The sequence below is a fragment of the uncultured Agrobacterium sp. genome (assembly GCF_913777885.1).
In the GTDB taxonomy this organism is placed as follows: domain Bacteria; phylum Pseudomonadota; class Alphaproteobacteria; order Rhizobiales; family Rhizobiaceae; genus Agrobacterium.
The window spans coordinates 165991-180701 of the sequence record NZ_CAJYTV010000012.1; the positions used below are offsets into that span (position 1 = coordinate 165991).

Here is a 14711-nt window from a genome sequence, read left to right on the forward strand (position 1 = left end):
CGTGTCTTACTCCGTGCGGATACGCGGATCGACAAGCCCATAGGCGATATCGACCAGAAGATTGATACCGACGATCATGAGCGACAGTACGGTGATGACGGCCTGCAAAACCGGATAATCGCGTGCGCCGACCGCATCGAAAGCCAGCGTGCCGAGGCCCGGCCAGTTGAAGACGCGTTCGATCACGACGATGCCGCCGAGAAGGCCGCCGAACTGCAAGCCGAAATAGGTGATGAGCGGAATGGCGCAGTTGCGCAGCGCATGCTTGTAAAGGACCTTGCTCTCGCTCAAGCCTTTTGCACGCGCCACCATGACATATTGCGAGCGCAGCGTGTCGAGCATGGCAGTGCGCACGAGGCGGACATTCGTTGCGGTCAGGATGACGCCCATCGTGACAGCGGGCATGACGTAGCTGGCAAAGCCGCCCATTCCGCTGGGTGGCAGCCAGCCGAGTGTGATCGAGAACAGCAGCACCAGCATGGTCGCGAGCCAGAAGTTCGGAAACGACAGGCCAATGAGCGAGAAGATGCGGATCACCTGATCCGCAGTCTTGCCGCGTGCGGTGGCCGCCTTGATGCCGAGCGGAATCGAAAGCGCAATTGAGACCGCCATGGAGATGAAAGCCAGTAGCAACGTGGCTGGCAAAGCATCGGCAATCAACCTCGATACGGGCGTGCTGCCTGTGAAGCTGCGACCGAAATCAAGCGTTACCAGCCCCTTCAAGAAGGTGAAGTATTGAACGAAGAAGGGCTGATCGGTGCCGAGCGCCGCACGGATTCGTGCCAGATCCTCCTCCGTCATGCTGCCACCGCCCTGGAACATCGTCACAGCGGGATCGCCCGTCAGGCGGATGGCGAAGGAGACGAGGAGGGTGATGGCGATGACGACAAAAATCGCCTGCAGCAATCGCTTGATGAGAAAACCGGCCACGTGCTTTTCCTTGAGAATTAGCTCTGCCTTGCCCGCGATTTCGCGGGCAAGGACTTACTTCAAAACGGTCGATAGGCTTATTCGACTGTGACGTCGGTCAGCTTGAGACGGTTGTCTGGCGGAGCGATGAAACCCTTCACCCGCTTGTTCATGCCGTAAATGGCATTGGTATTATAAAGCGGAAGCTCAAGCGCACGGTCGGCTGTATAGCGTCCGATTTCCTTGAGGATTTTCTCGCGTTCGGCACGATCGGTGAGCGGACGCTGGGATTCCAGCATCTTGTCCAGCTTTTCGTCCTTGTCGTAGGGATTCCACTTTTCGCCGGAGTGATACATGGCATATGCCGTGTTGTCGTAATCGAACGTCCACCCGCCCCATTTCTGCTGGAACATCGCGCCGGTCTTGCCCTGTGGGATGATATCGTTCAGCAGGACGTTGGTCTCGTAGGGCTTGATGGTGGCGGTGATGCCGACCATTGAAAGGTAGCTCGAAACAACCTGTGCGACCTCGTTCATCGTCGCGTCATTGCCGCGAATGTCGATCTGCAGCGTTGCGCCCGGCTTTACACCCGCTTCTGCCAGCAACTTCTTGGCCGCTTCCGGGTCGTAGGGCAGGGGCTTCAGATCCGGGTCGTAACCGAATGACAGCGCGCTTTGGAAGCTAGCGATTTCCGATCCCTGACCGGCAAGGATCGACTTCACGATCGTTGCACGATCGACCGCCATGATGATCGCCTTGCGCACCTTCGGATCCGCCGTGATGCCATCTCCCGTGTTGAAACGCAGCGCGTCGACCGTGGGGCCGGGGACGCTGACGATCTCGAGCTTGGAATCACCCTCGATAACGGGGATCATACCGATTGGAATCGTCGGGGGAATGACGAGGTCGACACGGCCGGCCTGCAATTCCGCAACGGCTGTGGCCGGTTCGGAAATGAACCGGTATTCGAGTTCGGACAGCTTTGGTGCGCCGCCCCAGTAATCCGGATTGGCTTCAAGCTTGATGTTGTTTTTCGGTGCGTAAGAGACGAACTTGAACGCGCCGGTGCCGACAGGATTGAGGTTAAAATTGTCCTCGCCTTTTTCCTGGATGTACTTCGGCGGAACGATCATGGCGCCATAGCCGGCCAACTTCGTAAGGAGCACGGGGTCGGCCGCCTTGAGCTTCATATCGACGGTGTTGTCGTCGATAACCTCTACGCTTTCGATCGATACGTAGTTGGAGCGCTGCGGCCCTTTCGCACCCTGCTCGCCCAGAAGGCGCTCGAAGGTGAATTTGACGGCGGCTGCATTGAAGGGCTCGCCATTGTGGAACTTGACGTTCTGGCGGAGCTTGAAGCGAATACGCTTGCCCTCATCCAGTTCCTCCCAGGATTCAGCAAGGCCGGGAACGATCTTCAGGTCTGGCCCACGATATGTCAGACCGTCAAAGATGTTGGTGGCAACGGCTGCCCACTGCACGAGAAATGTATCGATCGGGTCCCAGCTGCCCGGGTCTTGCGGGCTGGAGATGGTCACCTTGCCCGCAGCAAATGCTGGCGATGCCGCAAACGACACGCCGGCAAGGGCCAGCGAGGTTAGAGCGGCAGATAGTCCCCTTTTGATTTTTCTCATCTTCTGTTTTCCTCTTCAGATGGCTTCAGTTGATTTGGTCAGGCACTTTGAGCGATGAAGTGACCTGGCTTGATTTCCCGGTGCGTAAGGATCGGAGGCTCATCTCCGACGCGGCGCACTGGATTGGGTATTTCGCCTTCGATCATGGCGATGCGACGCTCCACGGTCGGGTCGGCAACCGGAACTGCGGACAGAAGGCGGCGGGTATAGTCATGCGTCGGCGTTTCGAAAACCTGACGGCGGCTGCCCATTTCCATGATCTGGCCGAGATAAAGCACGGCCACGCGGTGGCTCATCTTTTCCACCACAGCCATGTCATGGCTGATGAAGAGATAGGCGAGACCTCTTTCGGCCTGCAGATCCATGAAGAGATTGATGATCTGCGCCTGAATGGAGACATCGAGCGCAGAGAGAGCTTCATCAGCAATGATGAGCTTCGGATCGCAGGCGAGCGCACGGGCAATACAAACACGCTGGCGCTGACCGCCCGAGAACTCATGTGGATATCGCGAAGCGTATTCGGAGCTCAATCCCACACGCTCCAGCAATTCGTCCACGCGCGCGTTCACCGCTTTAGTGTCGTTTATCAAACCATGGGTGCGGATCGGCTCGGCAATCGAAAAACCTACCGTCTTTCGCGGATCGAGTGAGGCAAAGGGGTCCTGGAATATATATTGTACGTCACGGCGCATACGGAAGCGCTCGTCAGCAGACATTTGTGAGTAGTGGCGACCGTTGAAGGAAATTTCACCCGACACGGCGTTTTGCAGCTGCTGGATCGTACGGCCGATGGTGGATTTACCCGAGCCGGATTCTCCCACGAGTGCAAGCGTTTCTCCCGCGTGAATATCGAAACTCACTTTCTGGACGGCACTCAGGCGATGGGTGGGCTTGCCGAACAGGCTCTTGCGGATGTCGAACCGTACAAAGAGATCTTTGACAGAGAGAAGCGGCTTTTGATCGTACTTTGCCGTGTCCTGGACACGCTCCTCGCCGAGGGTGACAGGCTCCCCGTACTGTAAAACGGTCAGCGGCAAGCGCTTGGGGTAATCCTGGCCTTCCATGCTGCCAAGGCGAGGGACGGCTGAAAGCAGTGCGCGCGTATAGGGGTGTTTCGGATCGGCAAAGACATCCTTGACCGGACCTTCCTCGACCTTTTTACCCTTCCACATGACGACAACATCATCGGCCATCTCAGCCACCACGCCCATGTCGTGGGTGATGAAGACCATCCCCATTCCCAGCGTTTGTTGCAGGTCGCGCATGATGTTGAGGATCTGCGCCTGGATGGTCACGTCGAGTGCTGTCGTCGGCTCGTCGGCGATCAACAGCTTGGGGCGGCAGGCAAGCGCCATGGCGATCATCACGCGCTGGCGCATGCCACCGGAAAGCTGGTGCGGGTATCGTTTCAGGAGTTGTGCCGCATCTGGCAGTCGCACCATTTCCAGAAGCGACTGAGCTTGTGCCATCGCAGCCTGCTTGCCGAGCTTCTCGTGCAGCACCAGAACTTCGCAGATCTGATCACCAATGGTAAAAACGGGGTTGAGAGAGGTCATCGGCTCCTGAAAGATCATGGCGATCTCCTTGCCGCGGATCGACCTCATTTCTTTTTGCGAAGCTGTCAGCAAGTTCCTGCCCTGGAAAAGGATTTTCCCGCTCGGGTAGGTCGCACCCATCATGTCAGCCAGACGCATGGTCGACAGTGAGGTCACTGATTTACCAGAGCCTGATTCACCGACGACGGCGACGGTCCGCCCAGATCGCACCTTGAACGAAAGATCGTCCACGACACGGCTTTTACCGAACTCGACACTAAGGCCTTCGACCGAGAGGAGCGGCTTGCTGTCGTCCATAGAGGTAGTTTCCTTCGACGTGGTCATATGAGAAGCGAGGCTGCAAGGATCATGCCAAGGCGTCAGAAGGAGCGCATTCAGCGTTCTCTTCGCCTGTCGCCCAGTCGCGCGAATTGTTCAAACCGTTGTTTTTGAAGCCGATGATCAGCATTGCACTCGCCCCCTCCGCAATACAGCCAGACGCTAACAAAGGAGAACAATCCTGTCCATCCTGTTGAACAATTTTTGTATATTGCTCTACAAATAGTCAGTTGCTTCTAGTTTGAGCTCAAACGATGGCGGGCTTTTATCGGAGACGTGTAGGGTCTGGTGCTTAGAATTTTTTCGCCGCCGATGCGGCAGTTGTGGTGGCTATCCGGTCTGATCTTCTAGAGTTGCCGATCAAGCTCTCGCAGCAATCTCTTGCGCTCGCTTTTTCTTCTGATCTGCCGGGTAAGAGCGGTCGTCGCCCTAAGTTCCACGGGCGTTCTCGCGTTATCGAATTCGAACGTTCGCGAAGCGCCTATCAACAGGTCTTCAGTGCTATAGACCCCAAGGATGGTGATCTCCATTGAGATCGCCTGTGCTTCCAGTTTGGAACCGAGAAAGCGTCGGTCGTCGGAGCAAGACTGTGTGGCGTAATCCAAGATGCAGGCAAACGTTCCCATATCGACCATTGCCCCAGGTAGGAGAGGTCCCTGTCTGGTCATTCGTTGCCACCCGGTTTTTGTCCCTGACGTTCGAATATCTTCAGCGTCGGTTATGTGGGCAGAGTGGGTATCGCTGTCGGTCCTGACGGTTGCGACCACACTTTGTACGTGAACGGCCTCCCTGCTCATATTCGTGACGAAACAGCGTGCCTCCAGCGTACGGCCTTCGCTACGGTTGACGACAAGCATCGGCTTGATCTGCCGCTGATGGCCTGCAAGAAAGATGTGGAGATAGACGGCCCCAGATGGACAAAGTGCCGATGCTCGCCACCGCAGACACGACAGGTGCGTTATCTTGAATGAAGGCGAGCATTGTACCGGGTCGTTTCGATGAAATTGAAAAATGGGCGGAGCATTGGTAAACTTGGATGGAGGTCTACCAGGTATCCAAGCGCCTCCTAACACGGAATAAGAGGCATGGTTCCAGTTCCCATACCGAGACCAGCGGATCTGCCGCGCCACGGTCGCCATCATTCCTCGTCTATGTCGTGTCCCTATGGTCCTGAAGCTGAGAGAACCAACGCGCATAAACAGTGTTTTTCACGAGATGCCGATTGAGATCCGGCTCTCCATCACGCCACCACACTGGCCCACGTTCACCAAGCGCGACCTTCGCCCGATCAACACGCCGTCGTGCGAGGGTCATTTTGCCGGGCTCTTCCTTTGAGTGCCGCACGGCTGCTCTTGCAGCCATCAGTTCCTTGACCAGCTGCGCTCGCGTCTCTTCGTCCAGAGCCGGATTGCTTTTGCGCCACAGTCGCCCGCGAACCACGAAGTATCGCCCATCTGGGGTCGAAGGATATTGAGTGGATGTCGAGCGGTTGCTCATAGTAGCGAGCCCTGAGCTGGCGTTTCGGCCACTGCAGGGGCAAGTGCGCCGCGTTTCGTCAACTCGGTCTGGGCACTGAAGCGCACATCGCCATCGCGATCGCGAAGATATCCCATAAGCGCCTCGTCAGTGAGGCGATCCCAGCCCTTTCCTCTGTCCGGACCGGCAGGCACGCGCGGCAAAAGTCCGGGTTCGGCGCTCCACGCCACCAATTGATCGAACGGGGCCATATTCAGCATGTCCCGCAGATGGTGAGCGGTCACGTAAGCATCCGGCATGGCGCGATGCGCGGGGAGACCGATTTCATGGACCAGGCCTTCCGGCATCCTCTGGTAGCGTAACATCTGGTTGGAGAAGCGTGGTAGGTCCGGCCACAGCCGCAAAGCGCATTTCCATGTACAGATCCAAGGCAAACCGCCGGTCAGCCGATCCGTACAATATCGTTGTTCGAACGCCGCGCGATGAGCGGCCAAGGCGACAACGCCGCCCTCAGGGCGAAGGACACGTGGAGCCAAGTCTTTCCAGAACGGTGCGTCGGCCACTTGCTCATCAAGGATATGATGAATTGCCATCGTTTCGGTCGTGATCGGACGTCCCGGATTGACGAAAAGTGCGCCACGGTTCTCGGTCAGTGCCCAGCAGCCTCCAACGTCATGGGCCACATCTTGCCAGCCTATTTCGCAAACATCGTTCGCGCCATTGCCAGCGGTTTCCAGATCAATGACGCGGATTAGGGGTTCTGACATGTCCAGGTCGGTTCCAAGCTTGTTTATTGCTCATAAATCGAAGCCGAGCTGAGGTTGTTCCCCATCACCCTTGCCGGTCTCGCTGGTGAGAGAGGAAAGTGTCACGCCAAGCAGGCGCACGGGCCGTCTGAAAGGATAGACTGTAGCAAGCAATCCTGTGGCCGTATCGAGGATGGCTTCGCAACTCGCAAATGGCACGGCGTTGCTCTTGCTTCTCGTCGCCTGAGTGAAATCGGAATACTTGATTTTGACGGTCACCGTCTTTCCGCTGAAACCCTTCGTGTGGCAGTGACCCCAGACTTTTTCGGTCAAAGGTTTCAACTCGGCGGCGGCAATATCGAGATCGTCAATGTCTTGCATAAAAGTATCTTCGGCACCCACGGATTTCCGAACTCGGTCGGGCCGAACCCTGCGCTCGTCGATACCGCGGGCGATGCCATAGAAGTAGGGCCCAGATTTGCCGAAGTGCTTGGTGAGAAACTCCAGCGGCTGCTGCTTGAGATCGGCGCCTGTTTCGATCCCCAATCTGCGCATCTTTTCGGCGGTCGCTGGTCCGACTCCGTGGAACTTCTTCACCGCGAGCCTCTCGACAAATACTGGCCCGTTCTTTGGCGTAATGACCGCCTGGCCATTGGGCTTGTTGAGATCGGAGGCCATTTTGGCGAGGAACTTATTGTAAGAAATGCCGGCGGATGCGTTAAGGCCGGTGATGTCTTTGATCTTCGAGCGGATTTCCAACGCAATCTCGGTCGCGATCGGCATGTGTTTCAAGTTCTCCGTGACATCAAGATATGCCTCGTCGAGCGAGAGGGGCTCGATCAATGGCGTATACTCGGCAAAAATCTCCCGAATTTGCTGTGATACGGCACGATAGACCTCGAAGCGCGGTTTGACGAAGATCAGATCGGGACATTTGCGCGCCGCGGTCACGGAGGGCATGGCCGAATGAACGCCGAACGCCCGTGCTTCATAACTTGCCGCCGCGACGACGCCGCGCGCCGCAGCGCCACCAACGGCAAGAGGCTTGCCGCGAAGATCGGGATTATCGCGTTGCTCGACGGAGGCATAAAATGCATCCATGTCGACATGGATGATCTTGCGTAGCTGCGAGGGGTCGATGGAACTCATTGAAGCCGTCGATGTAGTTTCGAACAAAAGAGGAACATAGTCAGATGTTACGCCGCTCGCAACGGTATTCGGACCATAACTGTATCTCTTCATGAAACCACAGAGCGCACGAGGAGTTTGACCCCTGAGATAATTTACGGGAGAGCACAATGGCAGAGAATGCTACGAGTACTATTCGCGCCACCTTCGAAACCCGCGAGGCCGCGGATCTGGCAGTTGAGCATTTGGTTCAACAGCATGGCATTGCCCGGCCCGATATTTTCATTCAGTCGGCGTCGAATGAAAATACGACAGGGACGGAATCGTCACGTGGCGATGTTTCGCGCTCCGATGCTCCCCACGAAGGTGAGATTGAAGTGTCGGTCGATATTGCGCCAGACCAGATGCAGGCCGTCCAACGTAGCTTTGGCGATGTCGGAGCACTTCGCGTCTCGAACAGATGACTGCCGCTGAGCTTGTTTATCAAAGAGGCTCCGCTCTAGTCGGCTAACAACGTAATTGCTGATCCTGCGATGTGGATGTATTTGATGTCGCATCACTGTTTAGGATCAAGATGCAGACGTTCTCCAGGTTGCCGCCGCTTGAAGCGCTGGTTGTTTTCGAAGCCGCGTCTCGTCTCGGCAGCTTCTCCCGAGCGGGCGTTGAGCTCGGTTTGACCCAAAGTGCGGTTAGCCGCCAGATCGGCAAGTTGGAAGCCTTTATCGGATCCAAGCTGTTCGAGCGTGTACCAACAGGTGTGCGGCTGACGACGATCGGAGAGAACTACTCCATCGATGTCTCCAGGTTGATCCTCGATATCGCAAGCGTCACGGATGGCGTCAGATTGTGGACGGGCGCCAGCCAGATTACTATCGCCTGCTCTCGCGGCATCGCGGACCAATGGTTTATGCCGCGTCTTAAGAAGCTAAAGCAGGATCTTCCGGGGCTGGAGCTTAGATTGCGTGTGACGGATGATGTCGCTCATCTGCGCCTGGACGAATTCGACCTCGCAATATTCTACCGAAAAGAAAGACCGATTGGCGTCTGGCTGGCTGAACTCGGTCAGGAAGAGGTCGTTCCCGTGTCCGGGCAAGGCGCTCTTATGCTGGAAGAGCAAAAGGCGCCAGTGCTTATCTCTATTGAAGACTCCATGCGGGAGTGGCAAGATTGGGATAATTGGTGGCGCTCGTCGACGATGTCGCCACCCCAGGACGCAGTGCATTGGAAGCTTGGCGATTATGGCCTTTGCGTCGCCGCCGCATCTGAAGGACTGGGTACGACACTTGGATGGACATGGCTGATCCGTGATCAGTTGGATAGTGGTGTTCTCATTCCTGTACATGCCCACACGATGCGATCTGAGGGACGCTTTTATCTCATGCGTCCAGCAGACCGGCATCAGCGCAAAATCGTGCGCGAGGTTGCTGACTGGTTGATCGAAAACAACAAGCAGACCGCACGCTAAGCGGTGTCACGCTGGAAGAGGTCGAGCCTTGCGTCGGCGGTCCAACATGAAGCGTGCGTAGCCTATGAGGGTGAAGATCAGCCAGGCGACCTGCGATATCAGGGAACCGAGATTGAAATTCCATATCAATGAATAGATCAGAAGGACGCCACCAAGAACATTCAAGAGAGTGTAGCGGCCATCTTCGATGTTGAGAATGCGCAACTGCAGCAAAGCATATGCGATGAGATAGAAAATTGCTCCTGCAAGGCCAACAATGTCCGCAAGCCCCATTTGTGTTCACTCCGTAGGTCGCCCTTTGTCCAAGGGCTTCGCGACGCCGGCTCACTCCGGCCACGCTCGTTTACTCCGCTTCGCAAACAAGCAAATACGCTTTGATTTCATGACCCCATGCGCAAAAATCATACCCCCGTAATGGGCTCTCTCTCTAGTGCCGAACCGCTGAGTACGATAGGCCAGACCCCCGACAGCCGGCCTACGACCGGCTACGATAAAAACAGGGAACCGCGATATGACTGACTCCCCTTTTTCGATTGATCGACGCAGCTTTCTTATCGGGGCAGCCGGTCTCACCGCAATTTCAGCTGGCTTCATTACGCAAGCAAACGCTCAAGATGCTCAGACACCCAAGAAAGGCGGCGTCCTGAAGCTTGGTATCGGAGGAGGTAGCACCACCGATAATCTCGATCCACGGATTCTGAAAGACTGGGTTCCGGTCAATCAAGCCTTCATGATCATGAACGGCCTGGTCGAGATCGACGCGAACAATCACGCCGTTCCAGAGCTTCTGGAAAGCTGGGAAGCGCAGCCGGGCGCGAAAGAGTGGGTGTTCAAGCTGCGTCAAGGCGTGACGTTCCACAACGGCAAGGCTTTGACGGTCGAGGACGTAATATACTCTATCAATCTCCATCGCGGTGAAACGACGTCTGCGGCCCGATCGGTTGCTTCGGCTTTGAAAACGGTCGAGAAAGTTTCGGATAGCGAAATCAAGATCGTCCTGGAAAGCGGGAACGCTGACCTTCCCTACATCCTCTCGGATTATCACTTCCTTGTCGTTCCCGAAGGCTGGACGGATTTCAACAAGCCGGTCGGCACAGGTCCTTTCGTGTTCGAAAGCTATGATCCAGGTGTCCGCTCGCGCTTTACGCGCAATCCAAGCTACTGGAAGCCGAATGCCGCTCATGTCGACGCTGTCGAAGTGATCGTTATCAACGATATTGCTGCACGCACCAACGCGATGATGTCCGGTCAGGTCCACGCGATCAACCAACTTGACTTCAAGACTGTCGATCTGTTGCGCCGCAATCCAAATCTCAACATCGTTCAGTCGGCAGGCGGGCAGCACTTCACCTTCCTGATGGATTGCACGCAGGCTCCCTATACGGACAACAATATCCGTCTCGCGATCAAGCACGCCATCGATCGCGAGCAGCTTTTGAAGACGGCTCTGCGGGGTTACGGTCGCATCGGCAATGACCATCCGATCCCAAGTTCCGACCGCTTTTATGCCGCCGATTTGCCACAGCGGCCCTATGATCCGGAGAAGTCGAAGTTCTATCTGAAGCAGGCGGGCCTCGACACGCTGAAAGTCGAGATTTCCGCCTCCGACGCAGCATTTTCCGGCGCGGTCGACGCTGCGGCAATTTTCCGTACCAGTGCGGCGAAGGGTGGCATTGACGTGTCCATCAAGCGCGAACCTGCGGATGGTTACTGGGACAATGTCTGGATGAAGGCACCCTTCTGCATGTCCTATTGGGGCGGTCGCCCAACCGCCGACCAGATGCTGACTATTGCATACCAGTCGACCTCGGCACAGAACGACACACACTGGAAGAACGAGACCTTCGACAAGAAGCTGGTGGAGGCTCGTGCGCTTCTGGACGATGCCAAGCGCAAGGAAATCTACGCCGAACTGCAGGCTCTGATATCAAACGAGGGCGGCGCGATGATACCCATGTTCGGCGATTATCTTGACGCCACCTCCAAGAAACTCAAAGGCGTAACCACACACCCGATGTTCAATTTCATGGGTGCTCGTCTTGCTGAAAAGGTCTGGTTGGACGCGTAATGACTATCCTCATCCTGAAGCGCGTCGCTTTGGGTATTCTGACGCTTCTGCTCGTGTCGGCGCTGATTTTCGCCGGCACACAGCTTCTACCCGGTGATGTGGCGTCAGCGATACTCGGACAAAACGCAACGCCTGAGTCTCTCGCCGTCTTGCGAACCGAACTCGGCCTCGATCAACCCATCTTGCATCGCTATCTGGCATGGCTCAGCGGGTTTATGACCGGCGACCTCGGTAATTCTCTTGCCAACCGGCAGCCGGTAGCAGATCTTTTGTGGCCCAGATTTTGGAATACCATGGCGCTCGCTTTCTACGCGGCCATCATATCGGTGCCGGTCGCGGTGGTCCTGGGACTGTTCAGTGCCATCTGGCGAGGAAGCCTGTTCGACCGGGCCGTCAACATTGTTGCGCTCGCCTTCGTGTCGCTCCCGGAGTATTTTCTGGGTCTTCTCCTTATCCTCTTCGTCTCGGTACAATACAATCTGCTGCCAAGCCTGGCGGATACCTATCCGGGCATGGGATTTGCCGACTGGCTGAAGGCGACGACGCTTCCGGCTCTGACACTGGTTCTGGTGACCGTGGCTCAGATGTTGCGGATGACCCGGACCGCCGTTCTAGCCGTGATGGATCAGGCCTATGTGGAAACCGCTTATCTCAAGGGACTGCGGACCAAGCGTGCTGTCCTGCGCCACGCGCTTCCCAACGCAGCAGCCCCGATCGTCAACGTCGTCTCGTTCAACATCGCTTATCTCATTACCGGCGTCGTGCTTGTCGAGGCCGTCTTCAATTACAATGGACTAGGTCGCTTCATGGTCGATGCTGTTTCCAAGCGCGACCTGCCGCTGGTTCAGGCTGCGGCGCTCGTCTTCGGCACCGCTTACGTCATTTTGAACATCATTGCCGATGTCTCGGCCATCGCGCTCAATCCGCGCCTGAGGCACGCCCGATGAAATTTTTGCGTTCAGTTACCCCGACCGCCTGGGTCGGCCTCTTCATCATTTCTTTCAATCTCATCCTGTTCTTGGCCGGGCCGCATATCGCGCCCTTTGGCCAAGAAGAAATCGTCGGATCACCCTTCGATCCACCCTCGGCTGCACATTGGTTCGGTCTTGATCAGAACGGGCGTGACATGCTCTCGCGTATCCTTGCTGGCGCGCAAATGTCGATCGGTGTTTCGCTGGCTGCGTCCTTGCTGTCGTTTACGATCGGGATCACGCTTGGTTTCATTGCAGCCATCTTTGGCGGCTGGCTCGATACCGTTCTTTCGCGCATCGTCGATACCGTTATGTGCATTCCCGTGTTGATTTCGGCTCTTGTCGTGTTGCAGGCGCTGGGTTCGTCCATACCAGTCCTCATCGTAACCATTGCCTTGCTGGACTCCACCCGTGTATTTCGCCTGGCGCGTATCGTCGCTCAGGGTATCAATGTTCTCGAATATGCCGAAACGGCACGTTTGCGTGGGGAAGGCCTTTTATGGCTGGTATTCAAGGAGATATTGCCCAATGCGCTTCCGCCGCTGATTGCTGAATTCGGTCTGCGTTTCTGCTTCACCTTTCTTTTCGTTGCCGGTCTTTCATTTTTGGGACTTGGCATTCAACCACCCTTTGCGGACTGGGGTGGCATGGTGAAAGACAACCAGCAGGCTATCCTTTATGGGCTCTATGCGCCGCTTTATCCTGCAGCCGCGATCGCCATTCTCACCATCGGCGTCAATCTTGTCGCTGACTGGCTGCTGGCCGGACGAAGCGCAATTCAAGGAGCGGATCGATGAGCGATAGCAAGGTTCTGAAAATCCGCGGCTTGAAAGTCGCTGCACCGAACGGCGCCGTTCTGGTCGATGGTATCGATCTTGATCTGGCGAAGGGCGAAGTCAAAGGGCTGATCGGTGAATCGGGGGCGGGCAAATCCACCATAGGCCTCGCAGCGATGGGCTATGGTCGAAATGGTTGCCGGATCATCGACGGAGAGATTGTCGTTGATGGCGTATCTTTGATGACTGCAGGTCGTGCCGGACGTGAAGCGGTTCGTGGAGCACGCATCGCCTATGTTGCACAAAGTGCTGCTGCGGCATTCAACCCGGCAATGAAGATCGGTGAACAGATTATCGAGGGTCCGCTCTACCACGGCATCATGAACCGGCAAGAGGCAGAAGCCTGGATGCTGGAATTGCTCGAAGCGCTTCAACTTCCTGACTTCCTCAATTTTGGTAGCCGATATCCGCATCAGGTCTCCGGCGGTCAGTTGCAGCGCGCCATGGTGGCCATGGCCATGTCATGTCGTCCCGATATCCTCGTGCTTGACGAGCCGACCACAGCGCTTGACGTGACTACGCAGATCGAGGTTCTCGCCCTGCTACGCAATCTTATCCAGCGCTATAACACCGCTGCGCTCTACATCACGCACGATCTGGCGGTCGTGGCGCAGGTGGCTGACAGCATCATGGTGCTGCGCCATGGAAAACGGGTCGAGGAAGGGACTGCCGAGCAAATTCTGGAGCACCCCCAGGAAGATTACACCAGGCGGCTAGTTTCTGAACGCGAAACGACCATGTCGGGGCAAGACGCGCACCACAAGAGTGGTGAGGTCCTGCTTGAGGTGCGTGATGTCACCTCCTATTACGGACGAAAGAAGGTTCTGGACAATATTCATCTGACACTGCGCCGCGGCGAAACGCTGGCCGTTGTCGGAGAATCCGGCTCGGGGAAATCCACGCTCGCCCGCGTTATCGCAGGTTTGCCGCCCCATTCTTCGGGCGTGGTTTCTCTTGCCGGTCACCGGCTTGCCGACAGTTACAAGAAACGGAGCCGGGAAGAGCTTCGCCGGATTCAGTTGGTTTATCAGCTTCCCGATGTTGCCCTTAATCCTCGCCAAACGGTTGGCGATATCATCGGCCGTCCGATGACCTTCTATTTCAAGATGGCGGATGACGAGCGAACTTCGGAGGTCGAGCGTTTACTGGACCTTGTCGGACTGCCGAGAGACTTTGCCGAGCGCCTGCCAAAGGCACTCTCCGGCGGGCAGAAGCAGCGTGTCTGTATCGCCAGAGCCCTGGCAGCCCGTCCTGATCTTATCATTTGCGATGAGGTGACGTCGGCGCTGGACCCGCTGGTGGCAGAGGAAATCTTACGATTGCTGCGTTCATTGCAAGATGAACTCTCGGTTTCCTACCTGTTCATCACCCATGATTTGGGCGTGGTTCGCAGGCTTGCTGATCGGACGATGGTGATGCAGCATGGCCGGATCGTTGAAATAGGTCCCACCGCAGACGTCTTTGCGCCGCCCCACCAGCCCTACACCGAGCAACTTATCACCTCCGTGCCGGAACTGCGGCGCGACTGGCTTGATGACGTCCTTTCAAAGCGAAGCATCTCCGCCGCATGATCGAAACGGCGGCGATCCAGCATCGCCGTCGGG

At 56.4% G+C, this 14711-nt stretch carries 13 protein-coding genes; 6 read left to right on the forward strand and 7 right to left on the reverse strand.

The annotated features are described in order from the left end of the window. Window positions 1–6 precede the first annotated feature (6 nt). The 6 genes from QZ869_RS12090 to dinB form a co-directional block, all read right to left on the reverse strand. Window positions 7–930, reverse strand: a complete 924-nt coding sequence (locus tag QZ869_RS12090) for an ABC transporter permease (RefSeq protein ID WP_296019736.1) — start codon at window positions 928–930, stop codon at window positions 7–9. A 77-nt stretch (window positions 931–1007) separates the two neighbouring features. Continuing rightward, entirely contained in the window at window positions 1008–2543 is a 1536-nt protein-coding gene (locus QZ869_RS12095) for an ABC transporter substrate-binding protein (RefSeq protein WP_296104954.1), read from the reverse strand. 38 nt (window positions 2544–2581) lie between these two features. Further along, window positions 2582–4396, reverse strand: a complete 1815-nt coding sequence (locus tag QZ869_RS12100; RefSeq protein ID WP_296104956.1) for an ABC transporter ATP-binding protein — start codon at window positions 4394–4396, stop codon at window positions 2582–2584. A gap of 1170 nt (window positions 4397–5566) precedes the next feature. After that, window positions 5567–5914, reverse strand: a complete 348-nt coding sequence (locus QZ869_RS12105; protein ID WP_296101339.1) for a hypothetical protein — start codon at window positions 5912–5914, stop codon at window positions 5567–5569. Next, window positions 5911–6660, reverse strand: coding sequence for a DNA polymerase III subunit epsilon (locus QZ869_RS12110; protein WP_296104958.1), 750 nt, complete (start codon window positions 6658–6660; stop codon window positions 5911–5913). Before QZ869_RS12110 ends, QZ869_RS12105 begins: the two co-directional genes overlap by 4 nt. Before the next feature lie 30 nt (window positions 6661–6690). Next, window positions 6691–7788: a DNA polymerase IV gene (dinB, locus tag QZ869_RS12115; RefSeq protein WP_296104961.1), complete on the reverse strand. Its 1098-nt coding sequence runs from the start codon at window positions 7786–7788 to the stop codon at window positions 6691–6693. 149 nt (window positions 7789–7937) lie between these two features. On the opposite strand from dinB, the gene QZ869_RS12120 reads away from it, so the two are divergent. Then, complete coding sequence (locus QZ869_RS12120) at window positions 7938–8231, forward strand: hypothetical protein (protein ID WP_296101343.1); 294 nt, start codon at window positions 7938–7940, stop codon at window positions 8229–8231. A gap of 110 nt (window positions 8232–8341) precedes the next feature. After that, window positions 8342–9232 (forward strand): LysR substrate-binding domain-containing protein, encoded by an 891-nt coding sequence (locus QZ869_RS12125; RefSeq protein ID WP_296075302.1) that lies wholly within the window; start codon window positions 8342–8344, stop codon window positions 9230–9232. A 6-nt stretch (window positions 9233–9238) separates the two neighbouring features. Here QZ869_RS12125 and QZ869_RS12130 read toward each other — a convergent pair whose 3' ends face one another. Continuing rightward, on the reverse strand, window positions 9239–9505 hold the full coding sequence (locus tag QZ869_RS12130) for a cyclic nucleotide-binding protein (RefSeq protein WP_296075304.1): 267 nt from the start codon (window positions 9503–9505) through the stop codon (window positions 9239–9241). 238 nt (window positions 9506–9743) lie between these two features. Here QZ869_RS12130 and QZ869_RS12135 point away from each other — a divergent pair, with 238 nt between their 5' ends. Genes QZ869_RS12135 through QZ869_RS12150 form a run of 4 tightly spaced genes read left to right on the forward strand, consistent with a single transcriptional unit; the run spans window position 9744 to window position 14678 of the window. Continuing rightward, on the forward strand, window positions 9744–11300 hold the full coding sequence (locus QZ869_RS12135) for an ABC transporter substrate-binding protein (protein ID WP_296104966.1): 1557 nt from the start codon (window positions 9744–9746) through the stop codon (window positions 11298–11300). Continuing rightward, window positions 11300–12247 (forward strand): ABC transporter permease, encoded by a 948-nt coding sequence (locus QZ869_RS12140; protein ID WP_296104972.1) that lies wholly within the window; start codon window positions 11300–11302, stop codon window positions 12245–12247. Before QZ869_RS12135 ends, QZ869_RS12140 begins: the two co-directional genes overlap by 1 nt. After that, window positions 12244–13068: an ABC transporter permease gene (locus tag QZ869_RS12145; RefSeq protein ID WP_296019702.1), complete on the forward strand. Its 825-nt coding sequence runs from the start codon at window positions 12244–12246 to the stop codon at window positions 13066–13068. The genes QZ869_RS12140 and QZ869_RS12145 overlap by 4 nt, the downstream gene beginning before the upstream one ends. Then, complete coding sequence (locus QZ869_RS12150) at window positions 13065–14678, forward strand: ABC transporter ATP-binding protein (protein ID WP_296104975.1); 1614 nt, start codon at window positions 13065–13067, stop codon at window positions 14676–14678. Before QZ869_RS12145 ends, QZ869_RS12150 begins: the two co-directional genes overlap by 4 nt. Window positions 14679–14711: the final 33 nt, after the last annotated feature.